Source organism: Streptomyces bungoensis, from assembly GCF_001514215.1.
GTDB classification, from domain to species: Bacteria; Actinomycetota; Actinomycetes; order Streptomycetales; family Streptomycetaceae; genus Streptomyces; species Streptomyces bungoensis.
The window spans coordinates 45,102-66,343 of the sequence record NZ_KQ948853.1; the positions used below are offsets into that span (position 1 = coordinate 45,102).

22 protein-coding genes and 1 pseudogene are annotated in these 21,242 nt (G+C 72.6%); 18 read left to right on the forward strand and 5 right to left on the reverse strand.

All coding sequences use genetic code 11. The annotated features are described in order from the left end of the window. Positions 1-68: 68 nt before the first annotated feature. The 6 genes from AQJ66_RS07700 to ygfZ all read left to right on the forward strand — a co-directional run bounded on the left by AQJ66_RS07700 (position 69) and on the right by ygfZ (position 5,385). Positions 69-644: a heme-binding beta-barrel domain-containing protein gene (locus AQJ66_RS07700; protein WP_061918466.1), complete on the forward strand. Its 576-nt coding sequence runs from the start codon at positions 69-71 to the stop codon at positions 642-644. Positions 645-996: 352 nt separating this feature from the next. Then, a complete protein-coding gene (locus AQJ66_RS07705; protein ID WP_061918467.1) occupies positions 997-1,662 on the forward strand; it encodes a hypothetical protein in 666 nt (221 codons plus the stop codon). A gap of 14 nt (positions 1,663-1,676) precedes the next feature. Continuing rightward, on the forward strand, positions 1,677-3,293 hold the full coding sequence (locus tag AQJ66_RS07710; protein ID WP_061918469.1) for an SAM-dependent methyltransferase: 1,617 nt from the start codon (positions 1,677-1,679) through the stop codon (positions 3,291-3,293). 2 nt (positions 3,294-3,295) lie between these two features. After that, a complete protein-coding gene (locus AQJ66_RS07715) occupies positions 3,296-3,943 on the forward strand; it encodes a restriction endonuclease subunit S (RefSeq protein ID WP_063804032.1) in 648 nt (215 codons plus the stop codon). A gap of 29 nt (positions 3,944-3,972) precedes the next feature. Further along, positions 3,973-4,410 carry a Fur family transcriptional regulator gene (locus AQJ66_RS07720; protein ID WP_061918474.1) on the forward strand — a complete coding sequence of 146 codons (438 nt, stop codon included), beginning with the start codon at positions 3,973-3,975 and terminating at the stop codon, positions 4,408-4,410. 9 nt (positions 4,411-4,419) lie between these two features. After that, on the forward strand, positions 4,420-5,385 hold the full coding sequence (ygfZ, locus tag AQJ66_RS07725; RefSeq protein WP_061918476.1) for a CAF17-like 4Fe-4S cluster assembly/insertion protein YgfZ: 966 nt from the start codon (positions 4,420-4,422) through the stop codon (positions 5,383-5,385). Positions 5,386-5,394: 9 nt separating this feature from the next. Here ygfZ and dtd read toward each other — a convergent pair whose 3' ends face one another. Further along, positions 5,395-5,820: a D-aminoacyl-tRNA deacylase gene (gene dtd / locus AQJ66_RS07730; protein WP_063804023.1), complete on the reverse strand. Its 426-nt coding sequence runs from the start codon at positions 5,818-5,820 to the stop codon at positions 5,395-5,397. A 159-nt stretch (positions 5,821-5,979) separates the two neighbouring features. On the opposite strand from dtd, the gene AQJ66_RS07735 reads away from it, so the two are divergent. The 3 genes from AQJ66_RS07735 to AQJ66_RS07745 all read left to right on the forward strand — a co-directional run bounded on the left by AQJ66_RS07735 (position 5,980) and on the right by AQJ66_RS07745 (position 9,163). Then, positions 5,980-6,573, forward strand: coding sequence for an RsiG family protein (locus AQJ66_RS07735; protein ID WP_061918480.1), 594 nt, complete (start codon positions 5,980-5,982; stop codon positions 6,571-6,573). Between the two features lie 94 nt (positions 6,574-6,667). After that, on the forward strand, positions 6,668-7,909 hold the full coding sequence (locus tag AQJ66_RS07740) for a GNAT family N-acetyltransferase (RefSeq protein ID WP_061918482.1): 1,242 nt from the start codon (positions 6,668-6,670) through the stop codon (positions 7,907-7,909). A 342-nt stretch (positions 7,910-8,251) separates the two neighbouring features. Then, positions 8,252-9,163, forward strand: coding sequence for a winged helix-turn-helix domain-containing protein (locus AQJ66_RS07745; RefSeq protein ID WP_061918484.1), 912 nt, complete (start codon positions 8,252-8,254; stop codon positions 9,161-9,163). 18 nt (positions 9,164-9,181) lie between these two features. Here AQJ66_RS07745 and AQJ66_RS07750 read toward each other — a convergent pair whose 3' ends face one another. Then, positions 9,182-9,370, reverse strand: coding sequence for a hypothetical protein (locus AQJ66_RS07750; RefSeq protein ID WP_061918486.1), 189 nt, complete (start codon positions 9,368-9,370; stop codon positions 9,182-9,184). Positions 9,371-9,501: 131 nt separating this feature from the next. On the opposite strand from AQJ66_RS07750, the gene AQJ66_RS07755 reads away from it, so the two are divergent. The 5 genes and pseudogenes from AQJ66_RS07755 to AQJ66_RS07775 all read left to right on the forward strand — a co-directional run bounded on the left by AQJ66_RS07755 (position 9,502) and on the right by AQJ66_RS07775 (position 14,526). After that, positions 9,502-10,383 (forward strand): GntR family transcriptional regulator, encoded by an 882-nt coding sequence (locus AQJ66_RS07755; protein ID WP_244162769.1) that lies wholly within the window; start codon positions 9,502-9,504, stop codon positions 10,381-10,383. After that, positions 10,383-11,141 carry an HAD family hydrolase gene (locus AQJ66_RS07760; RefSeq protein ID WP_244162770.1) on the forward strand — a complete coding sequence of 253 codons (759 nt, stop codon included), beginning with the start codon at positions 10,383-10,385 and terminating at the stop codon, positions 11,139-11,141. Before AQJ66_RS07755 ends, AQJ66_RS07760 begins: the two co-directional genes overlap by 1 nt. Before the next feature lie 212 nt (positions 11,142-11,353). After that, positions 11,354-12,457, forward strand: coding sequence for an aminoglycoside phosphotransferase family protein (locus AQJ66_RS07765; protein ID WP_061918490.1), 1,104 nt, complete (start codon positions 11,354-11,356; stop codon positions 12,455-12,457). Between the two features lie 67 nt (positions 12,458-12,524). After that, positions 12,525-13,017 (forward strand): annotated as a pseudogene (locus AQJ66_RS07770) (HAD domain-containing protein). Positions 13,018-13,128: 111 nt separating this feature from the next. Beyond that, positions 13,129-14,526 (forward strand): MFS transporter, encoded by a 1,398-nt coding sequence (locus AQJ66_RS07775; protein WP_244162772.1) that lies wholly within the window; start codon positions 13,129-13,131, stop codon positions 14,524-14,526. A 7-nt stretch (positions 14,527-14,533) separates the two neighbouring features. Here AQJ66_RS07775 and AQJ66_RS07780 read toward each other — a convergent pair whose 3' ends face one another. Next, the gene (locus AQJ66_RS07780; protein WP_061918492.1) at positions 14,534-15,391 is read right to left on the reverse strand and encodes a GNAT family N-acetyltransferase; all 858 of its coding nucleotides are present in this window, start codon (positions 15,389-15,391) and stop codon (positions 14,534-14,536) included. Positions 15,392-15,537: 146 nt separating this feature from the next. Here AQJ66_RS07780 and AQJ66_RS07785 point away from each other — a divergent pair, with 146 nt between their 5' ends. The 4 genes from AQJ66_RS07785 (at position 15,538) to AQJ66_RS07800 (ending at position 18,426) form a co-directional block, all read left to right on the forward strand. Continuing rightward, a complete protein-coding gene (locus AQJ66_RS07785) occupies positions 15,538-16,656 on the forward strand; it encodes an FAD-dependent oxidoreductase (RefSeq protein ID WP_061918494.1) in 1,119 nt (372 codons plus the stop codon). Positions 16,657-16,778: 122 nt separating this feature from the next. Continuing rightward, positions 16,779-17,240, forward strand: coding sequence for a helix-turn-helix domain-containing protein (locus tag AQJ66_RS07790; RefSeq protein WP_061918496.1), 462 nt, complete (start codon positions 16,779-16,781; stop codon positions 17,238-17,240). Positions 17,241-17,327: 87 nt separating this feature from the next. Further along, positions 17,328-17,969, forward strand: coding sequence for a hypothetical protein (locus AQJ66_RS07795; RefSeq protein WP_061918498.1), 642 nt, complete (start codon positions 17,328-17,330; stop codon positions 17,967-17,969). A 109-nt stretch (positions 17,970-18,078) separates the two neighbouring features. After that, positions 18,079-18,426 carry a DUF2516 family protein gene (locus tag AQJ66_RS07800; RefSeq protein WP_061919335.1) on the forward strand — a complete coding sequence of 116 codons (348 nt, stop codon included), beginning with the start codon at positions 18,079-18,081 and terminating at the stop codon, positions 18,424-18,426. 48 nt (positions 18,427-18,474) lie between these two features. On the opposite strand, the gene AQJ66_RS07805 is transcribed toward AQJ66_RS07800, so the two are convergent. Both AQJ66_RS07805 and AQJ66_RS07810 read right to left on the reverse strand, forming a co-directional pair. Then, entirely contained in the window at positions 18,475-19,764 is a 1,290-nt protein-coding gene (locus AQJ66_RS07805) for a PP2C family protein-serine/threonine phosphatase (protein WP_061918500.1), read from the reverse strand. 280 nt (positions 19,765-20,044) lie between these two features. Further along, entirely contained in the window at positions 20,045-21,118 is a 1,074-nt protein-coding gene (locus tag AQJ66_RS07810; RefSeq protein WP_061918502.1) for a C40 family peptidase, read from the reverse strand. Between the last annotated feature and the right edge of the window lie 124 nt (positions 21,119-21,242).

The window sequence follows — 21,242 nt, forward strand, 5'->3', positions numbered from 1 at the left end:
CGCCTACCTGACCGTGAAGAAGCTGTACCAGGGCCAGCGCTGACCCCCGACGAGGAACACTGCCGCTCATGATCGAGATCCCGTCCGACCTGCACAAGGACCTCGTCCCGCTCGCCTTCCTGCTCGGTGACTGGGCCGGTGCGGGCGTGCACGACTTCCCCGGCTCGCAGAAGTGCAACTTCGGGCAGGAGGTCAGCTTCACCCACGACGGCCGGGACTTCCTGGAGTACCACTCCCACACCTGGGTGCTGGACCAGGACGGCAACAAGGTCCGCCCGCTGGAGTCGGAGTCGGGCTTCTGGCGGATCGACGCCGACCGCAAGGTCGAGGTGACCATGGTCCGCGACGACGGCGTCGTCGAGGTCTGGTACGGCGAGATGGCCGACAAGAAGCCGCAGATCGACCTGGCCACGGACGCCGTGGCCCGCACCGCCGCCTCGGGCCCCTACACCGGCGGCAAGCGGCTGTACGGCTACGTCAAGAGCGACCTGATGTGGGTCGGCGAGAAGCAGACCCCCGAGGTCGAGCTGCGCCCCTACATGTCGGCCCACCTGAAGAAGGTCGTCACCCCCGAGCAGGTCGAGCGCTGGGCCAAGGCCCTCCCGGACGACCTGCCGGACGACGGCATCGCCTTCTTCAAGTAGGCCGTTAGGACCTCGTCAGGTCCCCTGACTTCTTCACGCCCTCCGTGCCCCAACGGCCCGGGGGGCGTTGTACGTGTTGGCCGCCTTCTGGCAGCGAGTGTTAACCACTGGGAGGGTTAACAAAATGAGCTGCATGGCAATGCGCTTGCGGTAGCTGGTCGTGACTGGCTACAGTGACGACGTCTTCAAAGGGTGAGCGCCGGGCCTCACACATGCGCGAAGCCCCGGCCGCACTTTGCGTGCGGCCGGGGCTTCGGAGGCTGTGCCCTGGGTGGCTTGCGATGCAGAGGCGAGCCCAGAACATTCATGAATCACGGTAGCACGGCGCATCCATGAATGTGCGGGGGGAATCATGGCCAACCGAATGCCCGAATGGATGCTGCGTGACCTGTCCCTGCCGCGGCTTCGACGGTACATCCGCGCCGCGCACGGCGACGCACGGGCGGCTGAACGCCTGTACTGGTGGAACATCGAGGTGGCGGCCGCCCTGCTTGGTTCCCTCCACTGCCTGGAACTGGCTTTGCGCAACGCCTTGCACAACGCGCTCGTCCGACATCACGGCAGACCGGACTGGTGGACGGTAGCGCCCTTGAACGAGCGCGGGCTCAAGCTCGTGGAGGATGCTCGTCGTTCCTGCGGGCGCCGCCTGCGGAGCACGACGCCGGACGACATCGTGGCCGAGCTGTCCTTCGGGTTCTGGGTCTCCCTGCTCAGCCACGGCTCGGGCTACGACCGGCACTTCTGGGTGCCCGTCCTGCACTCGGCGTTTCCGCACTACCGTGGCCGTCGAGACCGCATCTATCGCGATCTGACCTCGCTGGTCCTGCTGCGCAACCGTGTCATGCACCACGAGCCGGTCCACCACCGGCACCTCGCAGCCGACCATGACACCATCTACCGCGTGCTCGGCTACCTCAGCCCGGAGCTGGCCAAGGAGGCACAGACCATGGACCGGTTCCGGGCCGTGCTCGCCGGCCGCGCGGATGTCCTGGGCGGAGCCAGACCGCCGCGATTCTGATGGAAGGAGGCGTTGTGACTGACCCGAGTTCCACGGGTGCGCTCGTCTCCCGGCCCGACATCGCGCGCCTCGCAGGCGTGAAGCGCCCCGCCGTCACCAATTGGGAGCGTCGGCACGCGGACTTCCCCTCGGTGGTGAACCCGGGCGCCGACATCGAGCGGTTCCGCGCCGACGACGTGCTGGCCTGGCTCTCCGAGCGAGCCATCCCCGCGAACGCCCGGCGTCCGGGCGAGACCGTGGGCACGACCTACGGTGATCGGTTCCGCGCGGGGCTGTCCGGAGGCACCGCCGACGGGCTGCTCCGGACAGTCGAGCAGCTCGCGGGACCGGAGGCGGACCGGCTACGGGGGCCCATGCCGTTGGAGCGCTACCTCCGGTGGCTGCTGTACCTCGTCGTGAACCAGATTGCGGAACCCGACGACGGTCTGGCGAAGGCCGTGAACACCATCGGCGAGACGGTGCGAGAGAACGACCCGCCGGAGGATGTGGCCCCACGCCGCCTCTTGACCGTCCTCGCCGACGCGCTCGGCAGTACCCCCGTAGTCTCCGCGCAGGAGAGCCGAGCGGCCTTCGACCACGTCCTGGTTCTCTGGCGGGCCGCTTACGCGCGCGAGGGTGGCGCCTTCTTCACCCCGCCCTCCGTGAGCCGCGTCATGGCCGGGGCGCTGGCCGCCGTACGGCCTGGTGCGGTGCGCGTGCACGATCCGTACGGCCGTACCGGAGAAATGCTTGTCGCCTACCTGGACGCGGTCGCGGCGCAGGGCGACAGCGCGCTGCCCCAAGTCTGGGGCCGGGTACCCGGGCACCTGGAACGGCAGGTGGCGCAATGGAATCTGCGGGTGCACCACGGTGGTTCCGTGCGGCTGGGGGAAGGGCAGTTGACCCCGGCGCTCGACCCCTTCGCCGACCCCCCGGGCGCCTTCGATGTCTTGCTGACCAACCCGCCCTTCGGCCGACGCCTGGAGGCCATGGCTCCGCCCCCTTACTGGACCTACGGTCCTGCCCACCGGACCGAGTTCGACTGGCTGCAGTACGCCGTTTCGCTGCTCGCTCCGGAGGGGCGGGCCGCCGTACTGCTGCCGGCTGGAGCCTCCTTCAACGCCGGTGCCGCTGAGACCGTGCGTGCCGCGCTGGTGGATGCCGGTGCCGTGGAGTGCGTGATCGCGCTGCCTGCCGGGTTGTTCACGCTCTCCGCCGTCAAGACGCAGATCTGGTTCCTGCGCCCGCCCGGGTTCAAAGCGGCGGCCGACCCCGAGGTGTTGTTCGTGACGGGTGAGCACTTGGGGCGCCGGCTCACCCGGACCCAGTGGACCCTGACCGACGACGACATCGCCCGGCTGGTGGGGGAATATGTGTCGTGGCACACGGCCCGGTCGGCCGGTCGCCCCTTCGCGGGCACTCCCGGCCTCAGCCGGGCCGTGCCGGTGCCGGACATCGCGGACCACGGCCACGGTCTGGACCCCGGTCTGTACCTAAGACCGCCAGGTTACGGATCGGCCGCCGGTGCACCCGGCCGGGACGAGACCCGGGGCGCCCTGGCGAGGCTGTCCGAGGAGATCGCGAGCCTGCACGCGCGGGCGGAGGCGGCCGACGCCGAAGCGGCCAGGTGGCTCGGGAGGTACGGACTGTGACGATGGCCGACGAACCCGCGACGCCACCCGGCTGGTCGCGCCGTCCCTTGGGTGAGCTGTGTGTGTCCATCAAAACCGGCCCGGCTCAGCGCACGGAGGACAAGGGACGAACCCGGGCGGACGGCGGAACCCCGCTCGTACTGCCCCGCGACCTGCGCGGCCGGCGGATTGTCACCGAGGATGCCGCGGCCGTACCGGCGATCCCCTGGGACCGGGCGCGTACGTTGGCGAAGTACGAGTTGGCCGAAGGAGACGTCCTGCTCACCCGGACCGGCACCGTGGGTCGTTGTGCCCTGGTCACCGGGGAGCACGCCGGCTGGCTGTTCCACCCCAACCTGGTCCGGCTCAGGCTGCCGGAGGCGGGACCGGTCGGAGCCGCGTATCTCGTCGCCTGTCTGAGCGCGACGACCGCACAGGAGTGGATCAGGACTCGAACGGCGGGCTCGGTCATCCCCTCGCTGAGCATCCGCACCTTGGGCGAGCTGCCCGTACTCCTGCCACCGGCCGCAGAGCAGGCGGCCATCGGTGCCACCCTCGCCGCCCTCGACGACAAGATCCAGGCACACACCGAGATCGCTCGCGCGACCCGCGTTTACCGCGGCGCGCTCGCCGACGCCTTGATGAGCGGTGTCCTGTCGGCCGAGTCGTGACACGGCCCAACCGCCCTAGACTTGGGGGTGTGGTGAGCACCGACTGGAAGAGCGACCTCAGGCAGCGCGGCTACCGGCTGACGCCGCAGCGGCAACTCGTGCTCGAAGCCGTGGACACCCTGGAGCACGCGACCCCCGACGCCATCCTGGGCGAGGTGCGCAAGACCGCCTCGGGGGTCAACATCTCCACCGTCTACCGCACCCTGGAGCTGCTGGAGGAGCTGGGCCTCGTCAGCCACGCCCACCTCGGGCACGGCGCGCCCACCTACCACCTCGCCGACCGTCACCACCATCTGCACCTGGTGTGCCGCGACTGCGAGAACGTGATCGAGGCGGACGTCGACGTGGCGGCCGAGTTCACCGAGAAGCTGCGCCGGCAGTTCGGTTTCGACACCGACATGAAGCACTTCGCGATCTTCGGCCGCTGCAGGGACTGCTCGCTGAAGAGTTCAACCACCCCGTCGTAGGCTGGCCGTATGAAGAGCCCCCTGCTGTCCCTGCCCGGCGCCGTTCCCGCCGAGGGCGTGGACGAAGGCGTCGCCGCGCACTACGGCGACCTGTTCCGCGAGCAGCGCGCCCTCGCCGACGGCACCGGATTCGTCGACCTCTCCCACCGCGGGGTCGTCACCGTCACCGGCGCGGACCGCCTCGGCTGGCTGCACCTGCTGCTCACCCAGCACGTCAGCGAACTGCCCCCCGGCCAGGCCACCGAGGCGCTGATCCTCTCCGCGCACGGCCACATCGAGCACGCGCTGTACCTGGTCGACGACGGCGAGACGGTCTGGGCCCACGTGGAGCCGGGCACCCAGGAGGCGCTGATCGCGTACCTGGAGTCGATGAAGTTCTTCTACCGGGTCGAGGTCGCCGACCGCACCGGCGACACCGCCGTCGTCCACCTGCCGGCCGGCTCGATCGCCGAGGTCCCCGAGGGCGCCGTCGTCCGCGAGACGGCGTACGGCCGCGACCTCTTCCTGCCGCGCGCCGACCTGGAATCCTTCGCGGCCACGGCCGGCCCCGCGGCCGGCCTGCTCGCCCACGAGGCGCTGCGCGTCGAGCACCACCGCCCCCGCCTCGGCTTCGAGACCGACCACCGCACGATCCCGCACGAGCTGGGGTGGATCGGCCCGGCGGTGCACCTGCAGAAGGGCTGCTACCGCGGCCAGGAGACCGTGGCCCGCGTGCAGAACCTGGGCAAGCCGCCGCGCCGCCTGGTCTTCCTGCACCTCGACGGCAGCGACGTCCACCTCCCGGCCCACGGCACCGAGCTCCGCCTCGCCGACGACGGCCCCGACGGCCGCAAGGTCGGTTTCGTGACGACCTCCGTCCGCCACCACGAACTGGGGCCCATCGCCCTGGCCCTGGTCAAGCGCAACGTCCCGGTGGACGCCCGGCTGCTGGCCGGGGAGACGGCCGCGGCGCAGGAGGTCGTCGTCGAGCCGTAGCCGGGGCGGTCAGATCTCCAGCAGCACGGTGAAGGGCCCGTCGTTCGTCAGGGACACCCGCATCGCCGCCCCGAACCGGCCCGTCGCCACCGTCGCCCCCAGCGCGCGCAGCCGAGCCACCACCTCGTCCACCAGCGGCTCGGCGACGTCGCCGGGGGCGGCCGCGTTCCAGGTGGGGCGGCGGCCCTTGCGGGCGTCACCGTAGAGGGTGAACTGGCTGATCACGAGCAGCGGGGCGCCGACGTCGCTGCACGACTTCTCGTCCCGCAGCATCCGGATCGACCACAGCTTGCGGGCGAGCCGGTCCGCCTTCTCCTCGGTGTCCTCGTGGGTCACGCCGACCAGGACGCACAGGCCCTCGCCCTCGATCGCGCCCACCGTCTCGCCGTCCACGACGACGCTCGCACCGTCCACCCGCTGCACCACCGCACGCATGCGGACCATCATGCCGGGTGCCCCGGAGACGGACAGAGGGACCCCATTATTGATCCTTAAGCCCCCATCTGGGGCTGTTCGGGGGCACTGAGTCACTTAGGGACCGGTTGGGGTGGCACGATGCTGGCACACGCCGGTCGAGGGGACGGTCACAAGCACATGAGCACACCCAGTGTCAGCGGGTGGTTGGACATCCACCGCCCGCCCGCACAGCGCGCCGACGGCCCCGCGGGCCCGGTCCTGCCCGTGGAGCAGCCGGAGCACGACCTGGCCCGGCTGAGCCTGCCCGAACTGCGCGCCCTGCGCCGCGACGCCCAGCGCGACGAGGCGGACCTCAGCTACGTGCGGCGGCTGCTGCAGGGCCGGATCGACATCCTGCGCGCGGAACTGGCCCGGCGCGGCCGGGCGTCCGTGCCGGCGCCGGTGGACGCCTCCCTGGTGGAGCGGCTCCCGGAGATCCTCACCGACGCCCCGGCCCGCCAGCGCTCCTCGGCCCGCCACGTCACGCTCGGGCCGCCCCACAACGAGGAGTACGGGCAGCTGGCCGCCGAGATGCTCGCCGAGGTGGAGCTGTCCGACCTCGAGGCCCGGACCGACCTGGAACTGAGCACCGCGATGGGCCGCCTGGTCCGCTACGAGCAGGACATCTCCCTGCGCCGCCACCGTCTGCAGCGCACGACCGACGACTGCAGCGGGGAGATCGCGCGCCGGTACCGGGAGGGTGAGGCGCAGGTGGACGACCTGCTGACCTGAGCCCTCCTGACCCGAGGCGTGCCGGCCCGAGACGGCGGGGCCGCGGGGGATATTCGGGCGACACCGTCCGGGCGGCGCGCCTACGGTGACCCCCATGACGAACGACGTCCGCACCGTCACCGAGGCCGGCTTCGAGGACTGGCAGCGCGCCCTGTCCACCGGGTTCCTGCGGGAGCCGGTGCTGACCGCGGAGCAACTGGACGCGCGGCGCCGGCAGTTCGTGCCGGGCCGGCTGCTCGGGGGCTACGAGGACGGCCGCTGTGTGGCGACCTTCCGCTCGTTCGCGCAGGAGATCACCGCGGTCGGCGGCACGCCGGTGCCCGCGGACGCCATCTCCAACGTCACCGTCAGCCCCACCCACCGCCGCCGCGGCCTGCTGACCCGCATGATGCACCGCGACCTGGCGGCCGCCAGGGAGCGCGGCGACGTCGTGGCCACCCTGATCGCCGCCGAGTACCCGATCTACGGCCGCTTCGGCTTCGGCCCGGCCACCTGGACCACCGAGTGGACCGTGGAGGTGCCGCGGGCCGGCCTCGACCCGCGCTGGTCCGGCCCCGGGGACGGCGGCCGGATCGACCTGGTGGACGGCGAGGACGTCCGCAAGCTGGGCCCCGAACTGTACGAGCGGTTCCGCCGTGCCCAGCCGGGCGCGGTCAGCCGTGACGAACTGTGGTGGCAGCTCCACACCGGTGCCGTCCGCACGCACGGGAACTGGACCGAGCCCTTCCATGCCGTCCACCGCTCGGCCTCCGGCGAGGTCCAGGGCCTGGTGACCTACACGTCCGACGACACCTGGAACGGCAAGCAGCCGGACCAGACCGCCTCGGTGCGAAAGCTCATAGCCACCACCCCGGCGGCCGAGCGTGCCCTGTGGCACTTCCTGTGCTCGATCGACTGGATCACCAAGGTCAGGAGCGGCTTCCGCGGCCCGGACGACCTGCTGCCCCACTACCTCCCCGACCCGCGCGCGGCCCGGGTCACCGGACAGGCCGACTGGCTCTGGGTGCGGATCCTGGACGTCGTACGGGCCCTGGAGGCGCGCACGTACGAGGGGACGGGCACGCTGGTGCTGGACGTGGTGGACGCGGACGGCCCGGCCGGCGGGCGGTTCCGGCTGGACGCCTCGCCGGACGGGGCGTCCTGCACGCCCGCCGCCGGTGCCACCGCCGATCTGACGCTGCCGGTGGCGGAGCTGGGCACCCTCTGGCTCGGCGACGAGTCGCCGGTGCGGCTCGCGGCGCTCGGCCGGGTCCGGGAAGAACGAGAGGGCGCCGCCCGGAAGGCCGACGCCCTGCTGCGTACGTCCGGGCGCCCGTGGTGCCCGGACCTGTTCTGACCGCTTCCCTTCCTCCGCCGGCCCTGCCGCCGGCTCCGACTGGTCATCCGTAGCGAGCTGTTCAGTTGTGGCTGTGCGGTGTTCGGTTGTGGCTGTGCGCTGCGATGTTCGGTTGTGGCTGTGCGGGTGGTGCCGTGGTGGCTGTGCGCTCCGGTGACCGCCGCTGCTCCGGGCTCCCGGCTCCCCTCCGGAAGGGAGCCCGATCGGCCAACCACCGGGGAAGCTCGACCATGTTGTTCAAGTTGGCCACCAACTCAACTGTACTTGTCCCCACTTGGGTGCGTCTCATAACCACCTTTCCGTGAACTGCCGCAAGATGGCGCGAAGTTGTAGTGTTGGGTTGTGGACCCGGAACTCGCCACCGCCAGTGGGCGGAAGAGGCCACAGCGGTCACGCACGTCACACCGCGAGGTGGCCGACGAACTGCGCGCCCGGATCAGGTCCGGGGTGCTGCGCCCGGGGCAGCGCATGCCCACCCAGGCCAAGCTGGCCGACGAGTTCGGGGTCGAGCGCGGTGCCGTCCGCCAGGCCCTGCGCATCCTGCAGTCCGAGCACCTGCTCACCAACGTCTCCAAGGGCAGCCCCGCCACCGTGGCCGCGGTACCGGGCCGGCGGCCCCTGCCGGCGGCCGGCCCCGCGGCGCCGCCGCAGCCCACCATGGTGGGCCTCGCCCCGCGGATCGCGGCCGCTTTCGCCGCCCCGCACGTCGAGATCGACGCCCTGTGCCTGACCGCCGTCTCGCTCACCCTGGCGATCGGCGAGCCGCTGCGGCAGATCCACGCCGGGCAGCTGAAACCGGCCAAGATCGACGTCCGCGTGCTGCTGCCCAGCCGGAACATCGACCTCGCCTTCCCGGCCGCGGTGGATGCCGCGGACGGCGACCTGCTGCACCGGCGCTGGCTCGCCCAGCGCAACGCCCAGGGCCAGGTGCTGCGCAACAACCTGCTCGCGCTGCGCACCACGCACGGCATCGACGTGCACGTCTCGTTCCGCGCGCTGCCCCTCACCCCGCCGGTCAAGCTGTACCTGCTCAACGGCGCGGAGGCACTGTTCGCGTACTACACGCTCACCCGCCGCGAGCGCGAGATCGACCACGCGCACCTCCAGATGTACGACGCGGAGGGCACGCGGTCGATGCTGTTCGACTTCGGGCAGGGCGCGGACCTGCGCGACACGACGTTCGTGGAGCAGTCCCACCTGTGGTTCGACGCGCTGTGGGAGACGATCAGTTCGGACCTGGCGCTCACGCCGTAGCGCGCCGTCCGGCCGGCCTCACAGGACCGGGCCGGCGAGGAGCACCGCGAGCAGCACGGCGCCGGCGGAGCTGACCGCCGGGCTCTCGGCCTTGACGCCCACCGAGAGCAGCAGCAGGCCGAGGAGTCCGGCCGCGCCGTACCTCCACTGGACGAGCTGCTCGAAACCGACGACGAAGAGCGCGGAGAGAAGCGCGAGGGCGGGCATGGTGGTTCCCCCTTTCGGTCTGCCAACTTCGACCAAGTTGGCAACCAACTATGCTTAAGTTGTCCCCACTTGGCGTATGCTTGCAAACAACTTTGCGACAACTCCCCATAGATGGATCAGGGTTGTAGCGTTTGGTCGTGACCCAGGAGAACGTGGCAGTGAACGGCAGCGGGCGGCTCACCCCCCAGGAGATCGCCGCCGCCCTGCGGGACCGCATCCGCAGCGGCGACCTCAAGCCGGGCGACCGCCTGCCCACCCAGGCCGAGCTGGCCGGGGAGTTCGGCGTGGAGCGCGGTGCCGTACGCCAGGCCCTGCGGGAACTCGCGGACAGCGGCCTGCTCAGCAACGTCAGCAAGGGCAGCCCGCCCAGGGTCGCCGGCCCGGCCCCCACCCACGACGGGCCCCAGCCGACGATGGTGGGCCTCGCCCCCCGGCTGACCGAGGCGTTCTCCGCCCCGCACGTCCGCATCGACGCCGTCTGCCTGACCGCGCAGAGCCTCATCCCCGCCCTCGGCGAGCCGCTGCGCCTGATCCACGAGGGGCGGCTGCGCCCCGACCGGGTCGACGTGCGCATCCTGCTGCCGTCCCGGGACATCAACCTCGCCTTCCCGGTCTCCGTCGGCACCTCCCGCGCCGACGGCGACCCGGTGCACCAGCGCTGGCTGGCCATGCGCAACGCCCAGGGGCAGGTCCTCCAGTACAACCTGCAGGCGCTGCGCTCCACCCACGACATCGACGTGCACGTCACCTTCCGCGCGCTGCCCTTCACCCCGCCGACCAAGCTGTACCTGCTCAACGGCGCGGAGGCGCTCTTCGCGTACTACATGGTCACGCGGCGCGAGGAGCCCACCGACGAGGGCACGCTGGAGATGTACGACACCGTCGGCTCGGAGTCCCTGCTGTTCTCCTTCCAGAAGCGGGCCGGGCAGCGGGACGCGGCGTTCGTGGAGCAGTCGCAGAAGTGGTTCGACGCCCTCTGGGAAACGATCACCACGGACCTGACACTCTTCTAGTGACTTCTGAGACGACGACTGACACGACGACCGGTACCGCGGCCGGCACGGCCGCGCAGCTCGGGGAACCGCTCCTGCGGGCCCGCGTCGTCCTGTGGGACTTCGACGGGCCGATCTGCCGCCTCTTCGCCCGGCACAAGGCGGAACGGGTCGCGGCCGAACTCGTGGACTGGCTGGCCGGGCGCGGGCTGCACGGCCTGCTGGACGACACCGCGCGCGACTCCCTGGACCCGCACGTGGTGCTGCGCGCCGTGGACCGCAGGCGCCCCGGCAGCGACCTGGTCGCGGAGCTGGAGGAACGTCTCACCAAGGAGGAGCTGCGCGCCGCCGGCTCCGCGCTGCCCACCGCCTGGGCCGACCCGCTGATCCGTACCTGGACCGCCGTCGGCTCGCGCCTGGCCATCACCACCAACAACTCCCCGCGGGTGGTCCGCGCCTACCTCGACAGCCGGGGCCTGACCGCCTGCTTCGCGCCCCACATCTACGGCCGCACCGCCGACCTGCACCTGCTCAAGCCCGACCCGCACTGCCTCAACCAGGCCCTGAACGCGATGGGCTCCGCGCCCTCGGCCGCCCTGATGATCGGCGACTCCCCCTCCGACCTCGCCGCCGCCCGCGCCGCCGGCGTGCCGTTCCTCGGCTACGCGCGCAACGAACGCAAGGCGAAGCTCCTGCGGGAGGCCGGGGCCGAGCACGTCGTGGGCTCCCTGGAGCCCCTCCTGCTGGCCCTGCGCGCGCCCGGCCGGACCCGGGAGTGAGACCGGCGGCGTTCTCGGCGCGGAGGGGGACGGGCGGACTCGCCGGTGGCACACCTGTGCGTCGGCCGCCGCCGAGTGACGTCCGGTCGGATGAGTCGGGCCGACAGGGCGGGGGCGTCCGGTGCCGTTCACGCCTGAAACAGGCGTGAACTGGAGTAACGTTCTGCCACTTCTGAGGCCTTCGGAAGGGTCCAACGCGAGAGAAACGGGCCATGTCCCCCGAACCAGCTTCGATTGCCCGGCTGCACGCGGTCGAGATCAGCCGTGACGCGCGCGTGGTCGAGGGCCCGCTCCAGGGGTACCACCACGAGACCTATGTGTTCCCGCTGCACGGCGAGGCGGGCCGGCTTCGGCCGGGGCGGTGGAAGTGCCGGGAGCCGCGCGCCGACCTGCTCTGGTTCGACCGGCGCTGCTTCGTCTCGGAGGAGCAGTTGCTGAAGGCCCTGCGGGGCCGGGTCCGGGGCATCCCGGAGATCGTCGACATCGGCGGCACGGGCCTGCAGCGCTTCATCGAGGGGCGGACGCTCGGTTCCCTCCACAGGTCCCGTACACCCGTTCCGGAGGTGTTCCGGCACCAGATCCTGGACCTGTTCCGGCAACTGGCCGCGATCGCGCCCGCGACGATCGAGGTCGGCCGGCGCTGCGAGGCGGAGGACCGTCCGGACGACGGCGACACGGAGGCGTTCCTGGAGCGGCTCGTCCACTTCACCGAGCACCAGGTGTACCAGCCCAACGTGGACCGCTTCGGACGGCTCTTCCTGGACCTCGGGCTGGACGGCGACGCGTTCAAGCACCTGCGCAAGCACGTCGCGGGGCTGCGGGAGCGCCCGTTCTGCCTGCTGCACGCGGACCTGCATCGCGAGAACTTCATCGTGGACGCCGAACAGCGCCTGTGGACCATCGACTGGGAACTGGCGATGGTCGGCGACCCGCTCTACGACCTGGCCACCCACCTGCACCTGATGCGCTACCCGGCCCGGCAGGCGCAGACCATGGCCGAGCGGTGGTGTGCGGCGGTCGAGGAGATCCGCCCCGGCAGCGGCAACGGCTGGCGGCAGGACCTGGGCCGGCTGCTCGCCTACAAGAAGGCCCAGTCGGTGTTCACCGACGTCATCCGGACCGCCCTGACGCTGGGCGCCGTGCAGGGCACCGGGCGGCGCGGGCTCGCCTCGGCGGTGACGAAGCTGGGCAGGATCCTGGCCGATGCCGCCGTACCGCTGGGGCTCGACGCGGTACCCGAACCGCGCCGGATCGTCACGGCACTCGTGCGCTGGCACGAGAGGCACGGGACCCCTCGGCCACCCGCCGACCGGTGACCCACGCGGCGCGTCCACCGGCGGTGCCGGACACCGCCGTGATCCGGATGCCCGATCCTGGACGGTGATGCTGCTCTTCCTCGACGTCGACGGCCCGCTCATCCCCTTCGGGGCGACGGACCGCGCCTACCCGGTGTACGACCACGGCGCCGCCCCTCCCGCGGACGGCGCCGGGGCGGCGCATCCGCTGCTGCACCGCGTCGACCCGGCGCTCGGCCCCCGCCTGGCTGGGGTGCGAACTGGTGTGGGCCACGACTTGGGGGGACGACGCGAACGCCTGCCTGTCCCCCTGGCTCGGCCTGCCCCGGCTGCCGGTCGTGCGGTGGCCGGACGAGGACGAGCCGCCCGGCAGGGTGCACTGGAAGACCCGGCCACTGGTCGCCCGGGCGGCGGGCCGCCCCTTCGTCTGGCTCGACGACGAACTCACCGGGGCCGACCGTGACCGGGTCGCCCTCCACCACCCCGCGGCGGCCCTGCCGCACCGGGTCGACCACCGCCGCGGCCTGACGGAGGACGACTTCGCCGTCGTACGGGAGTGGCTGCGGGCCCGGCGCCGCTGAGCGGGGAAAAGGCGGTGCGGCCGGGGAGGGGCCGTTGTTAGCGTGAGCGGGTGCCCGTCTCGGACAAGGTGCGCCGTCGCTGAGAGCGGCGGCGGCGCGAGAACCCCGTTGATGCCGTCGCTCCTGCCCCTCCAGGCCAGGAGCGCCTTCGTGGTGCTCGGACTCCTCCCGTTCCGGAGCGCACCCTTGTTCCCCCTGTCCCGTCCCCGGCGTCGGCGTGTCCTCGTCGCCGACCTCGTCTCCACCGCCGTCTTCCCCCTGGCCATCACCGGCGCGACGGCCGCCGTCCCCGACGCGGGCGCCCGTCTGCCGGGCGCGGCCGCGCTGGGACCGTGGATCGTCCTCGCCTACAACGGGCTCTTCGCCGCGGCCCTGCTGCTCGCGGGGGCCACGGCCGACCGGGTCTCCCGGACCCGCTTCTTCGCCGCCGGCAACGTCCTGGTCGCCGTCACCGGGCTGCTGTCCGCCCTCGCCCCGGACCTGCCGTCCCTGGTGGCCCTGCGCGCGGCCGCCGGCGTCGGTGCGGCCATGTGCGCCGCCGGGGGATCGTCCATGGTCCTGGCCGTGTACCCGCCCGAGGAGCGGCGCCGGGTGTACGGCTGGACGGGCGCCGTACTGGGCGGCAGCCTGGCGCTGGGACCGCTCGTCGCCCAGGGCCTTCTGGCCGTCGGCGGCTGGCCGCTCGTGTTCCTCGCGCCGGGGGCCGTCGCCGCCCTCGCGGCCCTGGCGACACTCGGCCTGCCGGCCCTGCGCGACCCCGAGCCGCCGGGGCGCTTCGACCTGGCCGGCGCCCTCCTCTTCGGCGGGACCGTCGCCGCCGCGGTCACCGCGCTGGGGCTGGGCGTCGGGGACGGGGTCCCCTGGTGGGGACCGGCCCTGCTCCTGGCCGCGGCGGCGGCCGGCGCCGTCCGGCTCGTCCGGGTGGAACGGCGCGCGGCGCAGCCCGCGATCCCCCTCGACCTCCTGCGGATCCCCGCCTACCGCGCGTACGCCGTCGCGACGGGCGCCTTCATGGGGATGCTCGTGGTGGCGCTGGCCGCGCTCCCGCAGCTCGGCTCCGCCCGGCGCATGGGGGCGGGCGAGGCGGCGGTCGTGCTCAGCCTGCTGACCGTGCCCTCCACGGTCCTGCCGCTCGCGGCCGCCCGGCTCGCGCGCCGGCGGGCACGGCGGCTGGTGACGACCGCCCTGTTCGGCTGCGCCGCCGCGGCGGCCGTCCTCCAGCTGACCAGCGGACCCGCCGCCATGCTCGCCGCGTCCGGGGCCATCGGCCTGTGCCTCGGCCTGACCGAGGGCGTCCCGGACGGGCAGGCGCTCACCCACGTCCCCGCGCGGCGCGGCGGCGCGGGCGCCGCGCTGTTCGGCACGGCGCGGATGAGCCTGGAGACCCTCACCCTGGCGGCGGCGACCGGCGTGTCGGCGGCGCTCGGCCCGGCGTCCGCGCTGGCGGTCGCCGGAGCGGTCTGCCTCACCGCCGCCCTCGCCGTCCGCCGGGGCGTCCCGGCGTCCTGAGGAGCCGTCACGAGAAGTCGTAGGAGGACCAGTCGTTGAGCGGGCGATAGCCGAGGCGCCGGTAGAGGGCGTTGCTGGCCGGATTGGACAGGTCCGCGAACAGCACGACGTCCTCGGCGCCCGCGGCCAGCGCGGCCCGGCTCACCTCCGCCGTCACGGCGGCCGCGTAGCCGCGTCCGCGCAGGTGGGCCGGTGTGTAGACGACGTCCACCTGGATCTGGCCGCCGATCAGCGGGTTCATGCCCGCGACGGAGACGGGGGTGCCGTCCGGGGTCTCCCAGAGCGTGTAGCGCTTGTCGGCGAACCGGGTGCCGGCCCACGAGCCGGCGTCGACGGCGACATCCTCCCCGACGGCCTTGGCGAACTCGCCGCACCAGTACATGACTTGGTCGAGGTCCTCCTCGCCCAGGACGCGGCCCCGGCCCGCCGGCGGCTCCGGCGTGGTGAGCGTGCCGAGGCGGTACAGCCGGAGCCGTGGGTCGCGGAGCCTCGGCGTCGCGCCGGTGCGCCGCTGCCAGGCCTCGGCGAAAGCGGTGGCGGTGCCGTGGTCCGCGCCGGCGGAGGGCAGGGAGTGCCCGAGGGCGGCCAGGTGGGCGGCGAGGGAGTCGGCCTGCTCCGGCGTGAGCGGGGAGAGGCCGACACCGCGGGGCGCGAGGCGGTAGAAGGTGCCGTGGACCCGGCCCGCCCGCTCCAGCACCCCGAAGACGGCGGTTTCGGCGCCGAACGCCGCCGCACCGCGCTTGCGCACCCTCTCCGCCCACGTCAGCTGCAGGACGTGCAGGCCGGGCCGCGCACGCAGGAAGTCCCCTGCGCGGGCGAGGAATTCGTCGACGTCTTCGGTGAGGTGCCAGCCGTCCGGTCGCATGCCTCCACCGTTCCACAGGACCGAGTGGGAGTGAGTCCTGTTGCCAGGACTCGTGCTCAGCCGTGTGCTCCGAACGGTGTTGGGCACACTGGTCGCCCGCTTTCGCGCCGCGTCCCGGTGACGCGGTGTCGATACGGTGTATCGCCATGAGACGACGCATCGCAGTGGTCGGAGGCGGTCCCGGCGGCCTTTCCTTCGCCCGCGTCCTGCACCGCCACGGCCACCCCGTCGCCGTCCTCGAACGCGATCCCGCCCCCGACGCACGACCCCCGGGCGGCACGCTGGATCTGCACGAGGGGCTGGGCCAGCTCGCGATGGACAAGGCGGGGCTGCTGGCGGAGTTCGAGGCGCTGTCCCGTCCCGAGGGGCAGGCCATGCGCATCCTGGACACGGCCGGGACCGTCCTGCGCGACTGGCGGCCCCGTCCCGGTGACCGGGCCAATCCCGAGATCGACCGCGGGCAGCTCCGTGACCTGCTGCTCGGTCCTCTCGACGTCCAGTGGGGCCGGGGCGTGACGCGGGTGGTGCCGGGGACCCGGGACGGCGTACGGGTCCATTTCGCGGATGGGCGGCAGGAGGCGTTCGACCTCGTGGTCGGCGCGGACGGCGCCCGGTCCCGGGTCCGCCCGGCCGTCTCGCCGGTGACGCCGCACTACACCGGCGTCACCACGGTCGAGACCTCCCTCGACGACGTCGACACCCGCCACCCCGACCTCGCCCGGTTGATCGGCGACGGTTCCGTGGCCGTGTACGGCGTGAACCGAAGCCTCGTCGCGCAGCGCAGCAGCGGCGGCCACGTGAAGGTGTACGCCAGATTCCGCACGCCGCTGGACTGGCACACGAACACGGACCCGACCGACGTCGAGGCCGCGCGGTCGACCCTGCTGGCCCTGTTCGACGGCTGGGCCGCTCCCGTCCTCGACCTCCTGCGCCACGGCACCGCCTTCGTCTCCCGCCCCCTCCACGTCCTGCCCGTGTCCCACACCTGGACCCACGTCCCCGGGGTGACGCTCCTGGGCGACGCCGCCCATCTGATGCCTCCCCTGGGGGTGGGCGCGAACCTCGCGATGCTGGACGGCGCCGAGCTCGCCGAGTCCGTCGCCGCCTGCCCCGAAGACCTGGATGAGGCCGTCCGCGCCTTCGAGGAGCGGATGTGGACGCGGGCCGGCAGGTGGGCGGAGATCACGACGGCCGGCCTGGAACGCCTGGTGAGCCCGGACCCCACCGAAGCCCTCGCGCACTTCGACCAGGTCCAGCCATCCTGACCGCCGGGTGCACCGGGAACCGGCGGCGCCGGACGGCGAACGGATGAACCCCCGGCGTGGTGTGGCGCACTCTTGCAAGCGGATGCTTGCAATTGTTAGCGGAGGTGCGGCAAGGTGGAGGCATGGCATCGCTCAACGTCGGCAATCTCGGTGAGTACCTGCGCGAGCAGCGGCGAAACGCTCAGCTGTCGCTGCGGCAGCTCGCCGACGCCGCCGGGGTGTCCAATCCGTACCTGAGCCAGATCGAGCGCGGGCTGCGCAAGCCCAGCGCGGAGGTGCTCCAGCAGGTCGCCAAGGCGCTGCGCATCTCCGCCGAGACGCTGTACGTCCGTGCCGGCATCCTCGACGCCGAACGGGACCGGGACGAGGTGGAGACGCGCGCCGTCATCCTCGCCGATCCCTCGCTGAACGAGCGGCAGAAGCAGGTGCTGCTCCAGATCTACGAGTCCTTCCGCAAGGAGAACGGATTCGGGACCGGCGAAGCGGCCGCCGAGGACGCCGGGGATACCGTGAGCGACACCGCCGTACGCGGCGCCCGCACGGCCGGCGGCAGTGATGCCGGTCCGCGGCGGACGGCCGGATAGGGCGGGCCCTCGACAAGTCAGCCCCTACCGCCACACCGCGGACCACACAAACCCTCAGCCGAAAGCGAATCCGGGAGGACCATCACCATGGCCATTACCGACGACCTGCGCAAGACCCTCAGCGACCCGACCCCGCTCTACTTCGCCGCCGGCACCGCCGACCTCGCCCTCCAGCAGGCCAAGAAGGTGCCCGCCCTGGTCGAGCAGCTGCGCGCCGAGGCCCCGGCCCGCATCGAGAAGGTGCGCGGCACCGACCCGAAGGCCGTGCAGGAGAGGGCCACCGCCCGGGCCAAGGAGGCGCAGGAGACCCTCCAGTCCAAGGTGGGCGAGTTCATCGGCACCCTGGACGTGGACCTGAAGAAGCTCGGCGAGACCGCCCAGGACCTCGCCCTGCGCGGTGTCGGCGTCGCCGCCGAGTACGCCGTCAAGGCCCGTGAGACCTACGAGCGGGTCGCCGAGCACGGCGAGCAGGCCGTGAAGACCTGGCGCGGCGAGGCCGCCGAGGAGATCGAGGACCTGGCGATCGCGGTCGAGGGCAAGGCCGAGCCGGTCACCGTCACCGAGGAGCCGAAGCCGGCCGAGGTCCGGACCGAGCCCGCCGCCGTGAAGAAGCCCGTGGCGAAGAAGACCCCGACCCCGGCCCCGGCCCCGGTCCAGCCCCCGGCCTCCGCCCCGGCGCCGCGCAAGGCCACCCCGGCCGCCAAGAAGACGACCCCGCCCGCGAAGTGACCGCCGGGCTGTGAACGGGCCGGGCACCTTTGCGGTGTCCGGCCCGTTCTCTGGGTACGGTGACGGCGTAATCGGGATCGGGATCGGGAGACAGCGGGCGGTGGGCGGCATGCTGATGTTGGGCTTCGCGGGGTTCATGGGGATCTTGAAGATCGTCCTCATGGCACTGGCCGCGTTCGGGCTGGTCGACGCCGCGTTCCGGCGCGAGGACGCCTTCCGCGCGGCCGACAAGCAGAACAAGGTGTTCTGGCTGATCATCCTGGGCATCGCCCTCGTCGTCAGCTACCTGTTCTCCCTGCTGTCGATCCTGCCGATCGCCGGCGCGGTCGCGAGCATCGTGTACCTCGTGGACGTACGCCCCGCCGTCAGGCAGGTCTCCGGTGGCGGCGGCTGGAACCGCCGCCGCGGCGGCAGCAGCAGCGACGGTCCCTACGGGCCGTACAACGGCGGCCGCTGACCGGTCGCCGGCGGGAGTCGTCAGCCAGGGTCGGGGTTCCCGGGCGGTCTACGGGGTGCGGTCCAGCAGGACCACCGCGACGTCGTCCGTCAGTTCACCGCCGTTGAGGTCGCGGACCTCGCTCACCGCGGCCCGCAGCAGGTCCTCGCCGCGCAGGCCCCCGGCCAGCTGGCGGCTGATCATCTCCACCATGCCGTCCTGCCCGAGCCGCTCCCCGCCCGTGCCGATCCGGCCCTCGATCAGGCCGTCGGTGTAAAGCATCAGGCTCCACTCGGCCCCCAGCTCCACCTGCATCCGCGGCCAGCGGGCGCCGGGCAGCAGGCCGAGGGCGGGGCCGTTGTTGTCGTACGGCAGCAGCTTCGGCGCGCGGCCGGGGCGGGCTATCAGCGGGGACGGGTGGCCGGCCAGGCACAGGCCCGCGCGGCGCCCGTCGGGGGCGATGTCCACCGTGCACAGCGTCGCGAAGATCTCCTCGTCCGACCGCTCGTGCTCCAGCACCTCCTGCAGCGTCCCCAGCAGCTCGTCCCCGCACAGGCCCGCCAGTGTCAGCGCCCGCCAGGCGATGCGCAGCTCCACGCCGAGCGCGGCCTCGTCCGGGCCGTGGCCGCAGACGTCGCCGATCATGGCGTGCACGGTGCCGTCGGGGGTGCGGACGGCGTCGTAGAAGTCGCCGCCGAGCAGCGCGCGCGAGCGGCCCGGGCGGTAGCGGGCGGCGAAGCGCAGCGAGGAGCCCTCCAGCAGCGGGGTCGGCAGCAGGCCGCGCTCCAGCCGGCGGTTCTCCTGCGCGCGCAGCTTGCCCTCGGCCAGGCGCCGCTCGGCGGTGTCGGACCGCTTCCGCTCCACCGCGTAGCGGATCGCGCGGCTGAGCAGGCGGCCGTCCAGCTCGTCCCGGAACAGGTAGTCCTGGGCGCCCACGCGCACGGCCTCGGCGCCGCGCTCGGCGTCGCCGGAGGCGGTCAGCGCGAGCACGGCGTGCCGGGGCGCGAGCTCGAGCACGTGCCGGAGCACGGCCAGCTCGTCGTCCCCGCCGGTGCGGCCGGGCGCCGGGAGCGCCAGGTCCAGCAGGATGCAGTGGACGTCGTCGGTGAGCAGCCGCTCGGCCTCGGTGAGGTTGCGGGCGGTGCGCACGCGCACGGGCTTGCCGGCGGAGTCCAGCAGCTCGGGGACGATCGGCGAGCCGGCCGGATCGTCCTCGATCAGCAGCAGGGTGAGCGCGGCGCCGGCCGGGGTGCTCGGCTGAGCCTCTTCCCTGAGGTGGCCGCCGCCTGGGGCGGCGGTCTGCGCCTGACCACTCTCCACGGCCGGGATCGCTCTCTGCCGCGGTACGGGTACGGGCATCGTCCTGGTTCCTTCCCTCCCCCCGAGGGCATGGCGGGACGAGGGACCTCGACCCACCGTCGGGTGACCATAGCGGTAGTGCCCACCCCGATGGAATGGTGTGAGCCCCGTCGCCGGGGCGCAGGACCCTGTCATATGCCCTGTTCCGTGCCGCAGTTGGACAGGTCGCCCGGGGCGCGGGAATGACGAAGCTCACGTACGGCCCGGGTTTGGGCGGGGGTTGGGCGTGCGGTGGGTCACATGAGCTGCGTCACGAGGGCGCGCGGCCGCGCCGTGCGGCTCACGCGTCCGGCCGCACGACCCCCAGGATCGGCATCGAGCCCGCGCCCGCGATCGTCACCGTCCGCCCGGGGCGCGGGGCGTGGATGATCGTGCCGTCGCCGACGTACATCGCGACGTGGCTGGCGTCGTCGAAGTAGATGATCAGGTCGCCGGGGCGCATGTCCTTGACGTCGACGTGCCGGAGCTGCTTCCACTGCTCCTGGGAGGTGCGCGGAACGGGGTGCCCCGCGTGCGTCCAGGCCTGGGAGGTCAGACCCGAGCAGTCGAAGGAGTCGGGGCCCTCGGCGCCCCACACGTACGGCTTGCCCAGCTGCTCCGTGGCGAACCGCACCGCCTTCCTGCCCTGCGCGGAGGCCTTGCCGCCGATCTCCTTGAGGATGCCCGTGTCCAGCCAGGCGGTCTGCGCCTTGTGGGCGGCGTCCTGCTCCAGCTCGGCGAGCCGCTCCTTCTCCTTCTCCTCCAGCTGGGACTCGAGCTGCTCGGCGGCGGCGATCTGCTGCTTGATCCTCTTCTTCGCGGCGGCCTTGGCCTTGCGGTTGGTCTCCAGCTTCTTCCACCGCGCGGAGGCGTCGTCGGCGTAGGCCTTCAAGTCCTTCTGGGCGCGGGTCATTTCGGCGATCAGCTTCTTCGTCGCCCGCTGGCCGTTGAGCACCGTGCCGGTGCCGTCGAGGAACGCCTGCGGGTCGTCGCTGAGCAGGAACCGGGCCGTGGGCGGCAGTCCGCCGGTGCGGTACTGGGCCCGGGCGGCCGCGCCGGCCTGGTCCCTGAGCCGCTCCAGCCGCTGCCGGCCCTCGACGATCTTCTTCGCCAGCTCCGCGATCCGGGCGGACTGCTGCTTCGTCGCCTCCTCGGCCGCGTTGTAGGCGTCGGTGGCGACGGCCGCGTCGTGGTAGAGCCTGTCGAGTCTCTCCCGGACCTTCTCGAGGTCCTTGCCGGGCGGGGGGGCGGGGGATGCGGTCGGCGTGGGGGTGGGGCCGGGGGCCGCGAACGCCGTGCCGGGCGCCGCCAGGACGGTCACGGCGCAGACCACGGTGAGGGCGGCCGTGAGCAGGCCGCGCTTGCCCGTACCCATACTTCTCCCCCAACTGATTAATCATCAGTAACATACGGTCGCCCGAGGATCGTGCCACGGCGACACGCAAAACGACAGAGGCGCCGATCCCCCTCGCCGGTGTGACGAACGCCGCACGGAGATC